21 protein-coding genes are annotated in these 19,186 nt (G+C 69.5%); 8 read left to right on the top strand and 13 right to left on the bottom strand.

The annotated features are described in order from the left end of the window. The first annotated feature begins 71 nt into the window (after positions 1 to 71). Positions 72 to 866, top strand: a complete 795-nt coding sequence (locus tag FHW73_RS03600) for an IclR family transcriptional regulator (RefSeq protein ID WP_183425314.1) — start codon at positions 72 to 74, stop codon at positions 864 to 866. On the opposite strand, the gene mpl is transcribed toward FHW73_RS03600, so the two are convergent. Then, positions 851 to 2,275 carry a UDP-N-acetylmuramate:L-alanyl-gamma-D-glutamyl-meso-diaminopimelate ligase gene (gene mpl, locus FHW73_RS03595; RefSeq protein ID WP_345776141.1) on the bottom strand — a complete coding sequence of 475 codons (1,425 nt, stop codon included), beginning with the start codon at positions 2,273 to 2,275 and terminating at the stop codon, positions 851 to 853. The genes FHW73_RS03600 and mpl overlap by 16 nt on opposite strands. Before the next feature lie 134 nt (positions 2,276 to 2,409). Next, a complete protein-coding gene (locus FHW73_RS03590) occupies positions 2,410 to 2,988 on the bottom strand; it encodes an adenylate kinase (protein WP_183425313.1) in 579 nt (192 codons plus the stop codon). Positions 2,989 to 3,105: 117 nt separating this feature from the next. Between FHW73_RS03590 and FHW73_RS03585 the strand changes: the two genes are divergently transcribed. The 3 genes from FHW73_RS03585 (at position 3,106) to mutM (ending at position 6,701) form a co-directional block, all read left to right on the top strand. Continuing rightward, the gene (locus tag FHW73_RS03585) at positions 3,106 to 4,362 is read left to right on the top strand and encodes a 6-phosphofructokinase (RefSeq protein WP_183425312.1); all 1,257 of its coding nucleotides are present in this window, start codon (positions 3,106 to 3,108) and stop codon (positions 4,360 to 4,362) included. A 91-nt stretch (positions 4,363 to 4,453) separates the two neighbouring features. Next, a complete protein-coding gene (locus FHW73_RS03580) occupies positions 4,454 to 5,764 on the top strand; it encodes a diguanylate cyclase (protein WP_183425311.1) in 1,311 nt (436 codons plus the stop codon). Positions 5,765 to 5,888: 124 nt separating this feature from the next. Continuing rightward, positions 5,889 to 6,701 carry a bifunctional DNA-formamidopyrimidine glycosylase/DNA-(apurinic or apyrimidinic site) lyase gene (gene mutM / locus FHW73_RS03575; protein ID WP_183425310.1) on the top strand — a complete coding sequence of 271 codons (813 nt, stop codon included), beginning with the start codon at positions 5,889 to 5,891 and terminating at the stop codon, positions 6,699 to 6,701. 4 nt (positions 6,702 to 6,705) lie between these two features. On the opposite strand, the gene FHW73_RS03570 is transcribed toward mutM, so the two are convergent. Next, complete coding sequence (locus tag FHW73_RS03570) at positions 6,706 to 7,332, bottom strand: thymidine kinase (RefSeq protein WP_183425309.1); 627 nt, start codon at positions 7,330 to 7,332, stop codon at positions 6,706 to 6,708. A 75-nt stretch (positions 7,333 to 7,407) separates the two neighbouring features. On the opposite strand from FHW73_RS03570, the gene FHW73_RS03565 reads away from it, so the two are divergent. Beyond that, positions 7,408 to 9,384, top strand: a complete 1,977-nt coding sequence (locus FHW73_RS03565) for a UvrD-helicase domain-containing protein (protein ID WP_183425308.1) — start codon at positions 7,408 to 7,410, stop codon at positions 9,382 to 9,384. Positions 9,385 to 9,420: 36 nt separating this feature from the next. On the opposite strand, the gene FHW73_RS03560 is transcribed toward FHW73_RS03565, so the two are convergent. After that, positions 9,421 to 10,074: a DUF480 domain-containing protein gene (locus tag FHW73_RS03560; RefSeq protein ID WP_183425307.1), complete on the bottom strand. Its 654-nt coding sequence runs from the start codon at positions 10,072 to 10,074 to the stop codon at positions 9,421 to 9,423. A 112-nt stretch (positions 10,075 to 10,186) separates the two neighbouring features. On the opposite strand from FHW73_RS03560, the gene FHW73_RS03555 reads away from it, so the two are divergent. Together FHW73_RS03555 and FHW73_RS03550 are read left to right on the top strand one after the other, a co-directional pair. After that, positions 10,187 to 11,101, top strand: a complete 915-nt coding sequence (locus tag FHW73_RS03555) for an HAD family acid phosphatase (protein WP_183425306.1) — start codon at positions 10,187 to 10,189, stop codon at positions 11,099 to 11,101. A 334-nt stretch (positions 11,102 to 11,435) separates the two neighbouring features. Continuing rightward, a complete protein-coding gene (locus tag FHW73_RS03550; protein WP_183425305.1) occupies positions 11,436 to 13,070 on the top strand; it encodes a hypothetical protein in 1,635 nt (544 codons plus the stop codon). 87 nt (positions 13,071 to 13,157) lie between these two features. Here the strand turns inward: FHW73_RS03550 and FHW73_RS03545 are convergent, their stop codons facing one another. From FHW73_RS03545 to FHW73_RS03510, 8 genes are all read right to left on the bottom strand, one after another. Next, complete coding sequence (locus tag FHW73_RS03545; protein WP_183425304.1) at positions 13,158 to 13,820, bottom strand: hypothetical protein; 663 nt, start codon at positions 13,818 to 13,820, stop codon at positions 13,158 to 13,160. Positions 13,821 to 13,988: 168 nt separating this feature from the next. Beyond that, positions 13,989 to 14,633, bottom strand: a complete 645-nt coding sequence (locus tag FHW73_RS03540; protein ID WP_183425303.1) for a DUF6683 family protein — start codon at positions 14,631 to 14,633, stop codon at positions 13,989 to 13,991. 47 nt (positions 14,634 to 14,680) lie between these two features. Then, entirely contained in the window at positions 14,681 to 15,283 is a 603-nt protein-coding gene (locus FHW73_RS03535) for a hypothetical protein (RefSeq protein WP_183425302.1), read from the bottom strand. 109 nt (positions 15,284 to 15,392) lie between these two features. Further along, complete coding sequence (locus FHW73_RS03530; RefSeq protein WP_183425301.1) at positions 15,393 to 15,758, bottom strand: hypothetical protein; 366 nt, start codon at positions 15,756 to 15,758, stop codon at positions 15,393 to 15,395. Between the two features lie 178 nt (positions 15,759 to 15,936). Continuing rightward, the gene (locus tag FHW73_RS03525; RefSeq protein ID WP_183425300.1) at positions 15,937 to 16,257 is read right to left on the bottom strand and encodes a hypothetical protein; all 321 of its coding nucleotides are present in this window, start codon (positions 16,255 to 16,257) and stop codon (positions 15,937 to 15,939) included. 145 nt (positions 16,258 to 16,402) lie between these two features. After that, positions 16,403 to 16,813, bottom strand: coding sequence for a hypothetical protein (locus FHW73_RS03520; RefSeq protein WP_183425299.1), 411 nt, complete (start codon positions 16,811 to 16,813; stop codon positions 16,403 to 16,405). A gap of 165 nt (positions 16,814 to 16,978) precedes the next feature. Continuing rightward, positions 16,979 to 17,281, bottom strand: coding sequence for a hypothetical protein (locus FHW73_RS03515; protein ID WP_183425298.1), 303 nt, complete (start codon positions 17,279 to 17,281; stop codon positions 16,979 to 16,981). A gap of 3 nt (positions 17,282 to 17,284) precedes the next feature. Further along, on the bottom strand, positions 17,285 to 17,509 hold the full coding sequence (locus FHW73_RS03510) for a hypothetical protein (RefSeq protein ID WP_183425297.1): 225 nt from the start codon (positions 17,507 to 17,509) through the stop codon (positions 17,285 to 17,287). Between the two features lie 230 nt (positions 17,510 to 17,739). On the opposite strand from FHW73_RS03510, the gene FHW73_RS03505 reads away from it, so the two are divergent. Continuing rightward, positions 17,740 to 18,423: a GNAT family N-acetyltransferase gene (locus FHW73_RS03505; protein ID WP_183425296.1), complete on the top strand. Its 684-nt coding sequence runs from the start codon at positions 17,740 to 17,742 to the stop codon at positions 18,421 to 18,423. A 45-nt stretch (positions 18,424 to 18,468) separates the two neighbouring features. Here FHW73_RS03505 and FHW73_RS03500 read toward each other — a convergent pair whose 3' ends face one another. Next, positions 18,469 to 19,179 carry a hypothetical protein gene (locus FHW73_RS03500; RefSeq protein ID WP_183425295.1) on the bottom strand — a complete coding sequence of 237 codons (711 nt, stop codon included), beginning with the start codon at positions 19,177 to 19,179 and terminating at the stop codon, positions 18,469 to 18,471. Positions 19,180 to 19,186: the final 7 nt, after the last annotated feature.

Raw genomic sequence — 19,186 nt, 5'->3', positions numbered from 1 at the left:
CATCGCCTCGGGGTACCCTGATGCGTGCGGCCTCGCCGCATTCATCGGCTTCACCGCACAGGACGAACCCCATGGCCCAGGCCGGCCCCGCCTCTGATGACGCCGCGGACGCGTCGCTTCCCACCGCGATCGTGTCGTTGCAGGTCATCGACGCGCTGTCCAACGCGCCCCAGGGGCTGGGGGTGACCCAGCTGTCGCAACAGTTGGGCATGCCCAAGGCGCGTGCGCACCGGCACCTGCGTGCGCTGCGCGATCACGGCTATCTGCTGCAGGACCCGGTCACCAACCAGTACCGGGTCGGCTGGAAGCTCTATCTGCTGGGCAAGGCCTGCGTCGGGCGTTTCGACCTGACCACGCTGGCGCGGCCGGTGCTCGAGCGCCTGCGCGACGCCGTCGGCCAGACGATCGTCATCGCCTCCTATGCCGAGCAGGAGGTGGCGGTCATCGACGTGCTGCGCGGCACTTCGCCGCTGGAGATCAGCCTGCGGCCGGGCAGCCGCTTTCCCCACCATGCCAGCGCGCAGGGCAAGCTGGTGCTGGCCTACGGGCCGGCCGCGCTGCGCGAGCAATATCTGGCGCAGCCGCTCGAACCCGAGACGCCGCGCACGATCACCACCCATGCGCGCCTGCGCAACGAACTCGACCGGGTCCGCGACTGCGGCTGGGCCGACGCGCCCGAGGAACTGTTCACCGGCATCAACGCGCTGGCCGCGCCGCTGCTGCAGGCCGGCGGTGCGCTGTTCGGCACCTTGGCCATCGTCGGCTCGATCCATTACCTGCCGGCCACGCCCGATTCGGCGCATGTGGAGGCCTTGCGCCGGACGGCCGCCGAACTGTCGACGATGCTGGGTTACGCCGGCGCCTGACCGTCCTGCAGTCCGGCGAGAAACCGCCGCGGCGCGCCGTCGAAGCCGCCGTTGGACATGAACACCACGTGGTCGCCGTCGCGCGCCAGCTCGGCGAGCGCGTCCAGCAGCGCGTCGGCATCGGGCACCGTGCGCGCCTGGCCGCGCACCGCCTCGACCACGCGCCGTGCGTCCCAGGCCAGTTCCGGCCGGTGCAGGAAGACCACCGCATCGGCGGCGTCGAGCGACGGCGCCAGTGCCTGGGCATGCGCGCCCAGGCGCATCGAATTGCTGCGCGGCTCCATCGCCACGACGATCCGCGCGTCCCCAACCTTCGCCCGCAGCCCGGCCAGCGTGGTCGAGATCGCGGTGGGATGGTGCGCGAAGTCGTCATAGACGGTGACCCCGCGGGCGCGGCCGAGCAGCTCGAGCCGGCGCTTGACGCTGCGAAAGCGCGCGAGCGCCGGCAGCACGTCCGCCGGATCGACACCGACCGCGGCGCACGCGGCCAGCGCGGCCAGCGCATTGAGCACGTTGTGGTCGCCGAGCAGCGGCCATTCGACCGTGCCCACGTCCACACCGCGGTGGCGGACCCGGAAGGCACTGCCGTCGGCGGCGATGCGCTCGGCGCTCCAGTCGAACGCGGGGTCGAAACCGAAGCGCTCGACCGGCGTCCAGCAGCCCATCGCCAGCACCTCGCCCAGGCGCGCATCATGGCCATTGACGATCAGCCGACCGCGGCCGGGCACGGTGCGCACCAGATGGTGGAACTGGCGCTGGATCGCGGCGACATCGGGGAAGATGTCGGCATGATCGAATTCGAGATTGTTGAGGATCGCCACCGTCGGGCGGTAGTGCACGAACTTGCTGCGCTTGTCGAAGAACGCGGTGTCGTACTCGTCGGCCTCGACCACGAACAGCGGTCGCGCCGGTGCCTGCGTGCCTGTGCCCGCCTGCGGGGACGCAGGATCGGCGCGTCCGCCCAGCCGCGCCGAGACGCCGAAATCCTCGGCCACGCCGCCGATCAGAAAGCCCGGCGCGCGGCCGGCGGCCTCGAGCAGGAAGGCCAGGATCGTCGTCGTCGTGGTCTTGCCGTGGGTGCCGGCGACCGCCAGCACCTCGCGCCCGGGCAGCACCTGCTCGCTGAGCCACTGCGCGCCCGAGGTGTAGGCGCGGCCGGCGTCGAGCACCGCCTCGACCGCGGGGTTGCCGCGCGAGAGTGCGTTGCCGATCACCACCTGGTCGACGTCGGCGTCGATGTGCGCAGGGTCGTAACCCTGGCGCAGCGCGATGCCCAGTTGCTCGAGCTGGGTCGACATCGGCGGATAGACCGCCTGGTCGCTGCCCTCGACCGCATGGCCGAGTTCGCGTGCGAGCGCCGCGACGCCGCCCATGAAGGTGCCGGCGATGCCGAGGATATGGAGTTTCACGGGTGGGAAATCCTGGACGGGGCCGCACTGCGCCGGGCGGCTGCGGCGCGCGCGGACGACCGACGGCCGCGCCGGGAAAAAGACACGCACCGCATTCGCGCCGCCACTGGACCCGGCGGCGCGCTGGGCGCGGCTCAGGCTGCGGCGTCGGCCTTGCCGATCGCCGCGACGATGCGCGCGAACACCTCGTCGAGCGGACCGACGCCGTCGACCACCGTCAGCTGGCCGTGGTCGCGGTAGAAGCCGATCACCGGCGCGGTCTGCTGGTCGTAGACGTTGAGGCGGTGGCGCACCGATTCGGGACTGTCGTCGGCCCGGCCTTCGGCCTTCGCCCGGCCGGCGAGCCGTTCGACGATCTGCTCGTTGTCGACCTCCAGCTGCACGGCGGCATCGAAGGTCTGGCCCAGCTTGGCCAGCAGCGCATCGAGCGCGGCGGCCTGGGCGAGATTGCGCGGGTAGCCGTCGAGGATGAAGCCGGCGCGGGTGTCCTCGCGCGACAGGCGGTCCTCGAGCATGCCCAGCAGGATCTCGTCGGAGACCAGGTCACCGCGGTCCATCACCGCCTTGGCCTGAAGACCCAGCGGCGTGCCGGCGGCGACTTCGGCGCGCAGCAGGTCGCCGGTGGAGATATGCGGCACCTGCAGGTGTTCCTTCAGTCGTGCGGCCTGCGTGCCTTTGCCCGAACCGGGCGCTCCGAGAAGAACCAAACGCATCGAACGCTCCTGCAAGTGTGGGGAGCCCTCCGGTCCTGCGGCTACACTCGGGCAGGGCGGCGAACGGCCGCATCAGCTTAACGTATCCCGCCACGACCCGAATCGACGAGGCCCGCGATGCCCTCCGGAACCCTGCTCTACGCCCAGTCGGGCGGCGTGACCGCCGTCATCAACGCCACCGCCTCGGCGGTCCTGCAGGAGGCCCGTGCGCAAGGCGTGCGCGTGCTGGCGGCGCGCAACGGCATCCTTGGCGCACTGCGCGAGGATCTGGTCGACGCCTCGCGGCTGCCGATCGCCGCGGTCCGCGCGCTGGCGCACACCCCCGGCGGCGCCTTCGGCTCGTGCCGCCACAAGCTCGGCACGCTCGAGGCCGACCGCGCGCGCTACGAGCGCCTGCTGGACGTGCTGCGCGCGCACGATGTGCGCTGGTTCCTCTACAACGGCGGCAACGACTCGGCCGACACCGCGCTCAAGGTCTCCAGGCTGGCGCGGGCCTTCGACTACCCGCTGACCTGCATCGGCGTGCCCAAGACCGTCGACAACGACCTGGCGGTCACCGACTGCTGCCCGGGCTTCGGCTCGGCGGCCAAGTACACCGCGGTGTCGGTGCGCGAGGCCGCGCTCGACGTCGCCGCGATGGCCGACACCTCGACCAAGGTCTTCGTCTACGAGGCCATGGGCCGCCATGCCGGCTGGCTCGCCGCCGCCGCGGGCCTGGCCGGCCAGGGCCCGGACGAGGCGCCGCAGCTGATCCTGTTCCCCGAACGCGCGTTCGACGAGGCCGACTTCCTGGCCAACGTGCGCCGCGTGGTCGAGCGCGTGGGCTGGTGCGTCGTGGTCGCCAGCGAAGGCATCCGCACCGCCGACGGCCGCTTCGTCAGCGATGCCGGCGGCGGTCGCGACGCCTTCGGCCATGCCCAGCTCGGCGGCGTTGCCGCGCATCTGGCCGGCCGGGTCAAGGATGCGCTGGGCCTGAAGGTGCACTGGGCGCTGCCCGACTATCTGCAGCGCTCGGCCCGGCACCTGGCCTCCAAGACCGATGTCGAGCATGCGATGGCGGTCGGTCGCGAAGCGGTGCGCTTCGCGCTCGCCGGCCGCAACGCGACCATGCCGGTCATCCGGCGCACCGCCGACGCGCCATACCGCTGGAAGATCGAGGCCGCGCCGCTGGAGAAGGTCGCCAACCACGAGAAGACCATGCCCGCCGGCTTCATCCGCCGCGACGGCTACGGCATCACCGCGGCCGCCCGCCGTTATCTCGAACCGCTGGTGCGCGGCGAGGCGCCGCCGCCCTACGGACGCGACGGCCTGCCGAAATACGTGACCCCGGCGTTGACCCCGGTGCCGCGCACGCTGGCCGATTGGGACGGCTGAACCGCACGCCGAGCCATCGCCCGCTTCACGATGCGGCGGCCAGGCGCGGCGCTATATTGAGCGCCGCCCGATCGACCGTGCAGGCCCTTCGATGACGTCCGATGCCGGTGTCCGACGCGATCTCCAGCATCTGCGCGAACTGCTCGACCACAACTCCGACTGGGCCTGGGAGGTCGACGCGCAGGGCCGCTACACCTACTGCTCGCGCATGGTCACCGCCCTGCTCGGCCATCCGCCCGAGGCGATGCTCGGCCGCACCCCGTTCGAGTTCATGCCGCCGGCCGAGGCCGCCCGCGTGGGCGAAGCGTTCGCGGCCATCATCGCCGAGCGTCGTGCATTCTCGGGCCTGGTCAATCGCAACCTGCATGCCGATGGTCGCATCGTCGTGCTGGAGACCAGCGGCGTGCCGTTCTTCGACAGCGCAGGAGACCTCCGCGGCTACCGCGGCATCGACCGCGACATCTCCGAACTCGGCGAGCGGGTGCTGCAGCTCGAGGCGGTCTACGACCATGCCGCCGTGCCGATGAGCACGGTCGATACCGCCGGCATCCTGGTCATGGGCAACCGGGCGATGGCCGCACTGTGCGAGCACGACGGCCCGGTGGCCGGCCTGCGCCTGACCGATCTGCTGCCCGAGGCGGCGCAGTGGCTCGACGCCGACCTGGCGCTGGCACGCGATGGCCAGCCACTGCCGACCCACGAATTCGCATGGCGCACGCGCTGGCTGTACGCCGCGCCGCACGCGCTGCACGATGCGCTCGGCCGTGTGGCCGGGCTGTCGATCGCCTGGATGGACATCACCGCCCGCCGCCAGGCCGAGCAACTGCTCACCGAGGCCAATCGCCGGCTCGAAGGCTACGCGCGCCAGGACTACGTCACCGGCCTGTACAACCGCCGCGACCTCGACGAGCGGCTGGCGCTGGAGATCGGCCGTGCGCGGCGCGACGGCAGCCCGCTGTCGCTGTGCATGGCCGACGTGGATTACTTCAAGGCCTACAACGACGGGGCCGGCCACCTGGCCGGCGACGACTGCCTGCGCACGATCGCCGGCGCGCTGCGCCGGGCCGTCTCCCGTCCCGGCGATGCGGTGAGCCGCTACGGTGGCGAGGAGTTCGTCGTGGTGTTGGCCGGCACCGACGAGGCCGGGGCGGCGCATGTCGCCGAACGGTTACGCGCATGCGTGGAAGCACTCGACCTGGCACATCCCAGCAGCCCGCTGGGCCGGGTGACGGTCAGCGTCGGCGTGGTCACCTGCCGGCCGCAGCGCGACCCGGTCGCCGCCGACGATGCCGCTGCGGTCGCCGGACTGCTGCGCCTGGCCGACCACGCGCTGTATGCGGCCAAGCACGCCGGCCGCAACCGCGTGGCCACCGAACCGCTGCCGACCACGCTGCCGGTCTGAGCGACGCGGCGCCCGCGTCGCGGCAGGACCACCGCCCGCATTCACACCGCTGCCATTGAATCGCGCCGTCGACCCCCGATCTTGATCGGCTCCGCCCTGATCGGCACCGCCCGGCCCGCGCTCGATGCCCGAACTGCCCGAAGTCGAAACCACCCGCGCCGGCCTGGCGCCGCACATCGAAGGCCGTCGGATCGTCGCGGTCCAGATGCGCCGACCGGACCTGCGCTGGCCGATCCCGCCGGAGGTCGCTGCGCAGTTGCCCGGCCAGCGCATCGACGGCATCCGCCGCCGCGCCAAGTACCTGCTGCTCGACACCGCGGCCGGCAGCGCGCTGCTGCACCTGGGGATGTCGGGCAGCCTGCGCGTGCTCGCGCCCGAGGTGCCGGTGCGCGCCCACGACCATGTCGACATCGCACTGGATTCGGGGCGCGTGCTGCGCTTCAACGACCCCCGGCGGTTCGGCTGCCTGCTGTGGCAGCCGCCGGGCCAGACCCATGCGCTGCTGCAGGGCCTGGGCCCCGAACCGCTTGGCGAGGCCTTCGACGGCGACCATCTGTTCCAGGCCAGCCGCGGCCGGCGCGCGCCGGTCAAGGCGTTGCTGATGGACCAGCGCATCGTCGTCGGGGTCGGCAACATCTACGCGGCCGAGGCGCTGTTTGCGGCCGGCATCTCGCCGCTGCGCGAGGCCGGCAAGATCTCGCGGGCCCGCTATGCGCGCCTGGCCGACGAGGTTCGCCGCATCCTCGCCTATGCGATCCGGCGCGGCGGTACCACCTTGCGCGACTTCATCAGCCCCGACGGCGCGCCGGGCTACTTCGAGCAGGAACTGTCGGCCTATGGTCGCGGCGGCGCGCCGTGCCCGCGTTGCGGCGGGGTGCTGCGGCAGGCAGTGATCGCCCAGCGCGCGACCGTGTGGTGCCCGCGCTGCCAGCGCTGAGCCGCTATAACGGCAGCTCGGGCTGCGCCGGTTCGATCCGGCCTTCGCCGCGCGCGATGCGCTTGAACTCGGCGCGGCTCACCGACACGTAGCGCTCGTTGCCGCCGATCTCGACCTGCGGGCCGTCGTGCACCGCATAACCGCGCTCGTCCACGCGCACGGTCATCGTCGCCTTCTTGCCGGTGTGGCAGATGGTCTTGATCTCGCTCAGTTCGTCGGCCCAGGCCAGCAGCGCCTGGCTGCCTTCGAACAGCTCGCCGCGGAAATCGGTGCGCAGGCCGTAGCACAGCACCGGGATGCGCAGCGCATCGACGACCTCCGACAGCTGCCAGACCTGGGCGCGGGTCAGAAACTGGGCCTCGTCGACCAGCACGCAATCGATTCTGGGCACATCCTCGCCCGCGCCCAGCGCGCGCACGCAGTCGAGCAGATCGTCATCGCGGTCGAACGCGATCGCTTCGGCCGACAGCCCGATCCGCGAGGCCACCCGCCCGACCCCGGCGCGATCGTCGAGCCGCGGGGTCAGGATCGCCACGCGCATGCCGCGTTCGCGGTAGTTGTGCGCGCTCTGCAGCAGCGTGGTGGTCTTCCCGGCGTTCATCGCCGAGTAGTAGAAGTAGAGCTTGGCCATCGCCGGATTCTACCGGCCAAGGGGCCGGCGCCGTCGGCCGGTACACTATGCGTCGCTAGACAGACGCCCCACCCGATGCACGGTCTGAACCCCCAACAAGCCCAGGCCCTCGGTCACGTCGAGGGGCCACTGCTCGTGCTGGCCGGCGCGGGCAGCGGCAAGACGCGCGTGATCGTGGAGAAGATCGCCCACCTGATCCAGTCCGGGCGCTACCCGGCCAAGCGCATCGCTGCGATCACGTTCACCAACAAGTCGGCCAAGGAGATGCGCGAGCGCATCGCCAAGCGTCTGCGCGGCGACGCCGCCGACGGGCTGACGATCTGTACCTTCCATGCCCTGGGTTTGAAGATGCTGCAGATCGAGCACGCCAAGCTGGGGTTGCGCCGCGGGTTTTCGATCTTCGACGCCGACGATGCCGCCGCGCAGATCAAGGACCTGCTGCCCGGCGCCAAGCCCGACGTGGTGCAGGCGATGCAGGGCCTGGTCTCGCGCGCCAAGAATGCCGGCCTGTCGCCCGAACAGGCGCACGTGGCGGCGACCAGCGCGCGCGAGTTCGAGGCTGCCGCGCTCTACGCCCGGTATCAGGAACGCCTGGCGGCGTTCAACGCAGTCGACTTCGACGACCTGATCCGCTTGCCGGTGCAACTGCTCGAATCCGACGAGGACGCGGTGCTGGGCTGGCGCGAGCGCATCGGCTACCTGCTGGTCGACGAGTGCCAGGACACCAACGACGCGCAGTACCGGCTGCTCAAGGCGATCGCCGGACCCAAGGGCAACTTCACCTGCGTGGGCGACGACGACCAGAGCATCTACGCCTGGCGCGGCGCCAACCCCGAGAACCTGGCCGCGCTGGCGCACGATTACCCGACGCTGCGCATCGTCAAGCTCGAGCAGAACTACCGCTGCAGCAACCGCGTGCTGCGGGCGGCCAATGCGCTGATCGCCAACAACCCGCACGAGCACCCCAAGACGCTATGGAGCGCGCAGCCCGACGGCGAGCGCATCCGCGTGTGGGAGTGCCGCGACAGCGCGCACGAGGCCGAGAAGGTCGCCGGCGAGATCCACTTCCTGCAGTCCGCGCGCAAGGCCGAGTGGAGCGAGTTCTGCATCCTGTTCCGCAGCAACCACCTCTCGCGGCCGCTGGAAAAAGCGCTGCAGCTGCTGCGCGTGCCCTACCACCTGAGCGGCGGCACCGCGTTCCTGGACCGCGGCGAGGTCAAGGACGCGATGTCGTGGCTGCGCGTGCTGGCCAATCCCGACGACGACTCGGCGTTCCTGCGCGCGGTGCAGTCGCCCAGCCGCGGCGTCGGACAGACGACGCTGGCCAAGCTGGCCGAGCTTGCGCGCAGTGCGCAGATGCCGATGTCGCGGGCGATCGAATCGATGGGGCTGCTCAAGCAGCTGACCCCGCGCGCGGCCAATGCGCTGAGCGAGTTCGCCGATATCCTGCGCGAACTACGCGCCGACGCGCGGCACACGCCGGCGGGCGATCTGGTGCGCAAGCTCAACGAACGCTCCGGCCTGATCGCGATGCTGCAGGCGCAGTGCAAGAGCGAGGAGCTGTTCCGGATCCGCCGCGGCAATCTCGACGAGCTCGCCGACTGGTTCGAAGGCGCGCGCGGCGCGGGGCCGGGCGAACTGGCCTCGCAGCTCGCGCTGCTCACCCATGCCGACAAGGGCGATGCCGGCAACCAGGTGCGGCTGATGAGCATGCACGCCGCCAAGGGCCTGGAGTTCCGCTACGTGTTCATCATCGGCATGGACGACAACACGCTGCCGCACGAGTCGAGCATCGACGAGGGCCGCATCGACGAGGAGCGCCGGCTGCTGTACGTGGGCATCACCCGCGCCAAGGAACAGCTGTGGCTGTCGTATCCGCGCGAGACCCAGCGCTGGGGGCAGAAGCTGCGACTGACCCCCAGCCGGTTCTTCGAGGAACTGCCGGCCGCCGAGATCCAGCGCGACGGTGCCGACCCGGTCGCCGACGCGCAGCGCAAGCGCGAGCGCGCCAACCACGGCTTCGCCTCGATCAAGGCGCTGCTCGACAGCTGAGCGGCGGCGGCCGCTGCGGCCACCGTCTCGCCGGCATCAGGGCGAGGTGTGCCCACCCGGTGCGAGCGCGGCCAGGGCCTCGCGCAGCGCCGCGACCTCGGTCTCGAGCGCCTCCACGCGCGCCACCAGCGCCTCGTCGCTGCGCGCGGCCTCGCCCCGTGGCTCGGCCATCGGCAGGCTCTCGACGTCGACCGGTCCGCAGAGCAGATGCGCGAACCGTTCCTCGCGGCGCCCCGCGCCCGGTGGGATGCGCACCAGCAGCGCCTTGGCCGCCATCCGCTCCAGATGGTGGCGCAGGTCCTCGATGTCGCCGAAGGCATGCAATCGCTCACTGCGCGCCTGCAGCTCGTGCGCGGTCTGCACGCCGCGCAGCAGCAGCACGGCGAGCAGCGCGATCTGCGGCGGCGGCAGGTCCAGCATGCTGCCGACGCTGTGTTCGTAGCGCTCGGCACGCGACGAGAACGACTGGCGCGCCAGCCGATGCTGCTCGAGTTGGCGCAGGGCGTGATGCGTGTCGCCGAAGCTCAGCGCCATCACCGGCTCACGCGCCGTCTTCTGGTTGGCCGCCGACTGCGCGGCATTGACGGTGAGCGGATAGACGTCGGGCGTGGTCGCCTGTTTTTCGATCAGGCAGCCGAGCACCCGGGCTTCGGCGGGGCTCAGTTCCGGCCAGCGGGCGGTCTGGTGCATGTCGGCTCCTGTTGGACGGGGCCGGCATGATGGCCCGAGTGCGCCTGGATGTCATGCTGGCGTGAAGAGCTGCGGTTACACTCCCTGGCCGATCGATCCCAGGCTTTCTGCGATGCGCACAACGCTCCCCGCCCTGACCCTGCTCGCCAGCGCGCTGCTGGTCGCGGCCTGCAAACCCGTGGCGGCGCCCGCCGACGCCCCTGTCGCCGCCTCGCAGCCCGCCGCCGCGCCCGTCACCGAGGCCAGCGCGCCCGCCGACAACCTCAACGCGGTGCTCTGGGTGCAGCGTTCGGAGGAATACCGCGCCAACAGCCTGTCGCTGTTCCGCGCCGCCGCCGACCACCTCGATGCGGCCCTGGCCGAACCAAACTGGGATGCACTGGTGCCGGCCGAGCGCGAACTGGCGGGCGACGCGCGCGCGCTGCCGCCAGCGGTGATCATGGATATCGACGAGACCGTGCTCGACAACTCGCCCTACCAGGCACGCCTGGTACAGAACGGCCTGGAGTACGACGAGGTCACCTGGGCGCAGTGGGTCGCCGAGAAGAAGGCTCGCCCGGTCCCCGGCGTGCTCGAGTTCGCCAAGGCCGCCGAGGCCAAGGGTGTGACCATCCTCTACCTGTCCAACCGCGCCCAGCACCTGCAGGAAGCGACGCTCGCCAACCTGCGCGCCGAAGGTCTGCCGGTCAAGGACGACAGCGTGTTCCTGGGACTGGGCACGCACGTGGAAGGCTGCGAGCAGCACGGCAGCGAGAAGACCTGCCGTCGCCGGCTGGCAGGCCGCCAGTACCGGGTGCTGATGCAGTTCGGCGACCAGCTCGGCGACTTCGTCGAAGTCCTGGCCAACACAGGCGAGGCCCGCACGCAGTTGCTCGATGAGTACGGCGACTGGTTCGGCGAGCGCTGGTGGATGCTGGCCAATCCCACCTACGGCGGCTGGGAGCCGGCGCAATTCAACAACGCCTGGGACCAGCCCGCGGCGGCCCGCCGCGCCGCCAAGCGCGCGGCGCTCGATCTGGCGCAGTGATCCAGGCCGCACCCAGCATCGTGGCCTCAGTCACTTAGCCGACGAACCTGAAGTATTGCGTCAGCTTGATGAACGCGCTAGGCTGAACGCGTCAACACCGAGTCCTCCGGCATCGTCCGGTTCAGGGAGACCCCACGGGTCTCCCTTTTTTTATCCTGCCCGCGCAGCGATCGGCATCGCGAACCGCAAGGTGGCCGAGGTGCAGCGCACATCGTCCAACAGACGCTCCCCCCCTGGGGTCGCCCCCAGGGTGTGAACGGCGGGGCGCTCGACTACCTTCGGGGGGTCCGGCTCCGCACCGCCGACCCGGTCATGCCGCCCCCGAGGCCTCGTCGTGTCGCTGATCAGTGAAATCCACAAGCACGCCTCCGCCGATCTGGGCAGGCTGTCCGGGCTGCTCGGCAATGGCCCGGGCGGCAACGGGCACGGCATCGGCCCGCAGCTCGGCAACGCGTTCTCGAACACGATGAAGGGGCTGACGTCCAACCTCTTCCATCAGCAGTTTCCCGGTGTGAACTTCGGAAACGGCCCGCGGCCCGGGCAGGGTGGCGCGCCGGCGGCGGACGCACGTCCGACCCTGCCCACACCGCCAGGCGGCCCACCGATTCCGGCGCCACCGCCGCTGCCTGCACCACCGGGGGGTCAGCCCGCCCACAACGGATGGAATGGCGGCCACCCGCATGGTGGTCATCCAGCCGGCCCCAACATTCCGACCCCGGGCGGCATTCCCGCCGGCCCCGGACTCGGCGGCGGTCTGCCGGGCCCGGCGCGGCCCGATGGCGGTCATGCCCCACATCTGCCGTCCCCTGGTGGCCCGACATCCGCGCCGGGCCAGACCGGACTGCTACCGGCGCTGGGCAATCTGCTGGGCAACGCCGCCAATGCAGTCCGCCAGCTCCTGTCCCCCGGCACGGCGGCACCGCCGGCCTTCCAACCGGGTCCACCGGGTAGCACCCCGGTCGCCCCCCCACAGACGTTGCCGACGCAGCTCGCCTCTGCTGCCAACCAGGTCGTACGCGCGCTCACCAATGCGGTGCCCCAGGCCCCTGTCACCGCGCCGCCCGGGACCACCACGAACACCGCTGCGCTGCCGGCCGCAGTGCCGGGCCAAGCGGCCGCCACGCAGGCCACGCTGGCGCAGCAGGCAGCCGTGCCCACCTCCCAGCAGGCACTTGCCCAGCAGGCACTTGCCCAGCAGGCATCGATGCCACAGACGGCATCCGCACCGCCATCCACGGCCCCGGCTGCGCCGCAGACCGCATCCACGCCGCTGCCTGTGCCGGCCCAGGCACTGCCGGCCCAGGCACTGCCTGCGCAGCCACAGCGCGCGGAGACCGCCTTCGCCCCTCCGGGCAATCCAGCCGCCGACCGCAGCGCCGTGCCGCAGCAGGCGGCCCCCCCGACGCAGCCCGCGATCGCCAACGCCCCGGCCGGCACGACCCTGGCGGCCGTGCCGGCCACGGTCATGGCGGCCCAGGCGCCAGCCACGCAACAGGTCGCCGGCAATACACAGATCGCAGGCAATCCACAGGCCACGGCACCGGCGGCCGGCGAGCGCGGCGGCCCGTCGCGTGTCGACCTGGTGGCCACCGGCGTCTACACCGCCGACGGTCCGGGCCTGCGTCGCCGCAACCGGCTCAAGGTCGGACCCGCCGACATCGGCCAGTGGATGGTCGCCCTGGCCCAGGGCCGGCGATTGCTGCTGCGGCCCCATGACGACTTGCCGGCCGAGATCGCGCGCGCGATGCAGTGGCTGTTCTGGACGCTGGCCCTGGTCGCCTACGGCTGCCTCGGCCTGGTGCTGGTCAGCGTGCTGCTGAGCATGGGCGAGATGCCGGCCGCCCCCGCGATGCGTCGCTGGAGCAGCGAACTCGCGTTCGCGGGTCTGGCGGCCGCGTGCGGCGCCTGGTGGCTCGCCCGCCGGCTCAACGCCCCGGCACGCGGCTCGACCGGCCCCGTCCGCCGATAGACTCACCGTCGGCGAGACCGGCAGTTTCACACCCGCGCACTGCGGCACGCTGCAGCACATTTCTGCGCGACATCCATGTGACGCCGTTCAAGGCGTACACACAGGAACCTGCACCGTGCTCATCACATCACCACCGATGTTGGCAATCATGCGCGGCTGATAGACGACGTGGGGACAACTGCCTTGCCCGCTTCCCGTCGTCGTCAGTGGTCTGTCACCCTCCACCTGCCGTCGCTTGAGTTCGTAGGTGAGGCGAAAACTCGAAATCTCTGTGCCTAGCCCCAGAATTCGCGCGGCGCCCTGCTCGATCGCCACCACGAGCGTTCCCTGGGACGCCGTCAAACGACCGGACAACACATAGCGATCCTGCTGCACAGTGCCGCCCCCCGTGATCTGCCCCTGCGCGTCAATGTCGATGCGGATGTCGCCGGCTTCGGCATGCCATCCATCCGGCCGCATGCGCCCATCGGCAATGAAGCCTGCGTTGCCCGCACCGGAGTCCTGTCCAGGCACGCCCGCAACCTCGCCATGCACGATCAGTTGAACGCGATCACCTCCCAACCTTTTGAACGCGATGCTGCCCTGGCCCGAGGCCCGCATCGCAGATGCTCCGTTAACCGGCGTCGCTTCCACCTCAAGCGTTCCCACGTACGGATCCTCAGTTGCGAGAAACGCAGGCTCCGCTGCCCCGCAAGCGGAAACAAACAACACCATGAGCCCCACACCAGACAAGCGCTGCATCCGTGCCATGACGACCTCGATTCAAAGTCATAGACCGGCCCCGAACAACGGGCCCCCGGGGTCGGCATGAGATGTCTGAAATGACGAAACCTGGGAGGGTACCCCGCAACCTCCACTGACTTCGTGTCGCTTACTGCTCAGGAGCGATCGAGGAATTGCAGTTCACTATCGCCACGCTCAGCGCGCGACCAGGCCATCGTCGGTCAGCTCGATGCGCTGCAGATCGATACCATTGCCCTGCAGGCCCTTGCGCACGCCCGAGGCCAGAGTCGCCAGCGCCTCGCGATTGCCCTGGCGCTTCATCGTCTGGTACGACAGCGCCGACACCATCGTGAGATACGCCGTGCGCTCGGCCTGTGCCTGCTTGGCCGCATCACTCATGCCGGCGATCTGCGGCACCGCGGCCAAAGGGCCGATCAGTTGCCGACGCACCGCGCGTTGCCCATCCGGCACCCGCGCCGAATCGCGGTCGTTGGCGACCTCCCAGGAGATCAGCAGGTGCGCGGCCAGCACGTCGCCGAGATTGGTCGGGTCGTACCCGTAGCGCCGCAGAATGCCATCGAATTGGCGCAGCAACTCGCCCGAGCCAATCACCTTCTCCAGATCGGCAACCTGCTGCGTGTTGCGGCCAAACGCCTGGATCGTCTCCTGCTGCACCCGCGCGCTGATGGCGGGGTCGCGCCGGAACGACAGCGTCTGGACGGCCTGCGCGTCGACCTGCGCCGGTGCCGGCCGGGAGACCGCCTGCTGCAATGCACGTTGCACGGCAGCATCGCCATCGGCGGCATGTACCGCCGCACCGGCCAGCAGCATCATCGCCATCAGAAGTCCCGCCGCAGCGCGGACATGGAATCTCGCACGATCAAACATCATGAACCTCCTTGCGATACGGCGTCCTGGCTGGCCTGGAAGCCTGCGCCGGTCAACTCGATGGTGGCAAGATCGTTACCGGTCTGCCGTTGAAAATCCTGCCGGATCGCTTGCGAGAGCGCGGCCTGCGCGCCCGTCTGACCTTGGACGCGATCCGCTTCCCGTCCCAGTGCGGCGGCGACCAATTCGTAGATGCGCTGACGGTTGGCGAGCGCCTGCTCATCCGCGGCCTGTGCCCCCTCCTGGCGTGCCCAGTGCGCGGCCATCTGCTCACGCAGGCCCGCCGCTTGCGACCGCGTGGCGCGCACACCGTGGAAGGCTTCCCAATGCACGAGGAAGAGCAGCGCATTGGCATCGACGATATCGGTCCCGGGATAACCCAAGGCCCGATATCGTGCCTGCAGCCAGGCATCCGCATCGCCAGAGTCCACGAACTGCGAGAGATCGCCGATCCGCACACTGCTCAGTCCAGGCCACTGCGCGCTGAAGGCTGCGCCCTCGCCTTTGTCCGCAGACGCCGAGGACGTCGACCCGGCCACGCTCTGCATCCCAGCGTTGTAGGCCTCAAGAAATGCCTGTTGATCGTGTTCGCCGGCGTCCACAGACCCGATGCCTTGGGTCGCTTGCGCACCGTCCGAACATGCCGTGACCAGCCCGGCAACAGCGAGAAGGAGCAGCCAACATGCCGATGCGCAACACCGCGGCCGCCCATCACCGCTCATGCGCGTCTCGGCGTCCCAATTCGAATGCCCACGCCCTGGCACTCTCGAGGCCATCGCGCTCCACGCGCTGCCGATACTCGCGGGTCAGCGACTGGAGTCGATCCGGATCCATCTGCGCGTGGGTCGTTGACGCGTCCTGCTCCCGGGAACCGTCCTCGCTCCCCTCGGTCGTCGCGTCCATCGTGTGTTCGAGCGTCGTCTGCGACAACGCAGCCTGCCCATACCCCATTCCCAGATCGGCAGTGGCGGACGGATCCCATTGCGCGAAGCTGGAGAGCGGGAGCGCGACTGCGCCCAGAATCAGACACCACACTCGCTGCTTGCAAGGCACTTGCTTGCGAACCGAAGACTTCATCGCACACCTCCTGTCGTGGACAGCACGATTGATGGCGGGGACTGATCGACTGTAACGCCTGGCTGGACCCGGAAGATGGACACTGCCTGACGGCAAATGCGGTTTGGGAATCGCCAGTCTTCATCAAGACAAAGGGCGAGTGCCAAGCACTCGCCCTCCGTCGAACCGCGCCTGGCAATTACTGCTTGCGGGCGGCGCTGGTCAGACCTTCACCGATCGACTTGATCGCGGTGCTGATCGTGTTCGACAGCATGCTGAACATCTGCGACTCGGCTTGGAACTCCATCTGCGTCTTGCTGAATTCCTTGGCGTCCTTCTTGCTGTCCAGACCGCCCAGCTTGTCGCTGAGCTGGGTCATCTTTTCGGCCTTCTCGCCGAGCTTCTCACCCATGGCCTTGGCGATCGCCACCAGCCAGCTCTCGCCCTTGCCGCTGCTGCCGCCGACGCTTTCCAGGCCGATCTGGCCCAGGGAAATGTTGAAATCGAGGTTGACGCTCATGAGCTTCGTCTCCGTAGTTGAAAAAAGTACCGAACCAAAATTCCGGGGCGGATGGGAAGGAGCGTGCATCCGCATCTATCGTTGGTATCGATGCTGCCGTTCCAACTGCCTTCCAACAACTAGGGGCGACCCTAGCGAAGCGTATTCAGATGACGCTTGAACGCTGCGCAGCGGCCGCATTTGCCAACCATTCACGCGCCGCGTCTTCGCCCTGCTCCCTCGAGATCCGCGCGAATTCGAGCGCTCGCTGCACCGAAGGATTCTCGAAGACCTGCAAGGTGTCGGAGAATGCCCGCTGCACTTCGTCGGCGCCTGAGGCATCGAGCAGGCCATGCTGTCCGAGCAAGCCAATCGTGTCATCAAGACTGGCGCGGATCTGGTCCGGATTGACGTCCGCAGGCGCCGTCATCGTCGCAAGCGTCTGCTCCAGATGCCCGAGCATGCTCTCCCTGCTGGCCGCATCGATATCCTGCTGCTCACGCAACTCCGCCTCGAACCGTTCGAGCAATTCGGCGCGCAGCGTTTCGAAATTCTGTTCAGAGGATGTAGACGACATGGACGAGAGCTCCTGCAGGTGGACCGGTGCGGATATGCGGTTTGGGCGAACTGATTAAACGAATGGACGCATGACGCCATCGTCACGATGGCTGATCGGCCTTACTGACGGCAAATACCATACCGGGGCCTGTTGGCCCCGGTATGGATCGCACATCGGAAGGCATCAAGGTCCGACTTCGATGGTACTCAGCGAGTTGACCATCCGCCTGGCATCGGCGCCTTCCCGCTCGCCCATTTCGCGAGCCTGTGCCCCCAGCCAGGCATCAGCGGCCTCGCGGCCGTCGCTCGCAGCGCGCCGCTCATACTCGGGCACGAGCGCCTTGAGCTCCTGCTGGACGACGTCGAGACGCTCGTCCATATGCCGGATCAGCACGGTCTCGTCGTCGGCAGAGATCGCGCCTTGTTCACGCAATTGCGCGAGGCCGTCGATCCAAGCCTGGCGCTGGGCCTGCTGGTTGTACTGCATGGGTCAGTTGCCCACGCCGAAGTTGAAGCTGAAGCCGCCCTTGAAGCCTTCGCTGACGGCATCCTGCGCCGACTGCGGGAGCCCCATCGACGAGAACAGGCTGTCGAATGCGCTGCTGAACACCTGGCCGATCAGATCGCCCAGCATGTTGCCGAGAATGCCGCCCAGCGGGCCGCCCAGCGCAGTACCGATGACGGAACCGATGGCGTCGGAAATGGCACCTGACATGATGTGTCTCCTTATCGATTGATGATGATGACTGAGAGGTACAACGAAAAATCCTGCGCGTCTGGTCCGGTGGAGCGGTGGGCCGATCGCGGCTGCAGGGCAAGTCTGCGCCGGCATCAAACACCGCGCATCTGGGACGTACCCCATCTAGGGTCCGCCCTAGTTCACGGCCCAGGCGTGACAGTCGCCCCATTTGAGTCCGGCGCATTCGCGCTATAACGGCGACCACGATGTCCGCTCACGACCCACACGCCCCGCCGCCGCCCGAAGAGGCGCTGCCGCAGTTCTCCAAGGCGGATCTGCCGGCCAATGGCCGCGACTATCCCGCCGAGGTGCAGCTGCGCAGCCGCCGCATGCAACTGCGCGGCTTCGCGTTCCGGCACGTGCTCGAACTGCTGCAGCTCGGCCGCGAGGAGCGGGTGACGCGCCTGCTGCTCGACAACCGGCTGGACACCCTCGACGACGCGATGGGGCTGGTGGTGTGGGCCAACCGCATCTACCGCGAGCGTCCGGGCCTGGGCCTGTGGCGCGCCGGCGATCGCTGCGACCGGTTCATCGGCATGTTCTCGTTGGTGCCGCTGGGCACCACCCGCGATGTCTCGATCGGGGTGCGTCTGTTGCCGTCGGCGTGGGGACGCGGCTATGCGATCGAAGGCGGTGCGGCCTTGTGCGCGCATGCGTTCGACGGACTGGGGCTCGAGGACCTGGTGGCACACTGCGCACCGGACAATCGGTCGGTGCCGCCGCTGTTGCTGCGGCTGGGCTTCGAGGAGATCGATCCCGGCATGCACTTCGGCAAGCTGGCGCGCCGGTTTCGCTTGCGGCGCGAGGACTGGCGCGGCCTGCGTCCGCGTCGGGAGGGCATGGCCCCAAACGCGCAGCGCGACACGTCGGTGCGGCCTCCGGCGCGGTGATCGACGCAGCAGCGGCCCGCCCGAGGGCAGGCCGACGGCGCGCGATCAGCCGTGGAAGTGCGGATCGATCGTCAGCGTGCCGAGATTGCGCTCGGCGAAGCGGCGGGCCAACTGCGGCCCGGCTTCGCGGATGGCGTCGAAGCTCTCGCGCGAGCGGCTGTCGGCACGCAGCACCCAACCCTCGCCTTCCCGTGTGAGCAGCAGATCGGTGCCCGGGAGCGTGGCATCGGACATGCGCAGCAGCACCTGCCCATCGCCCCCGGACTGGCGCGCATCGTGGACCGCCAGCTGGCGGACGTGTCGCTCCATCATGTCGAGCAGCTGACCCGGATCGGCGGGCGCAGGGGCCGCGGAGGGCAAGGGCGCAGCGGCACCGTCGCGCAGCGCCATCTGCGCCTGCAGCATCGCCGCCGATTCGGCGGGCATGGGCTGTGACGACAGCCCGGACTCGTGCTGCTGGCGGAATGTGCGCGCATCGAGGACTTCGGCCACCGACTGGCCGGTCTTCGCCGCTTCCTGGCGACTGGCCTGTTCGGCCAGCAGCATCTCGTCGGACTGGCCCTCGCCGGTCTGCGTCGGGACCTGCTCGAACCCCACATTGCCGCCCTTGGCCTGCTGCATCAGCGAGCGGAACTGGTCGACCTGCTCGCGTGGTGCGACCTCGCGCGGGTCGGCCTTGGCCTGGCGATCGACCTGACGGTTGCGCGCCGACTGGTCCGGAGGCCGGGGGGTCGAATCGTTGCGTTGAATCGTCATCGTCGTC

Source organism: Luteimonas sp. RC10 (genome assembly GCF_014192745.1).
In the GTDB taxonomy this organism is placed as follows: domain Bacteria; phylum Pseudomonadota; class Gammaproteobacteria; order Xanthomonadales; family Xanthomonadaceae; genus Luteimonas.
The sequence above is the reverse complement of the archived record's forward strand: the minus strand, read 5'-3'. Positions and strand labels throughout refer to the sequence as shown.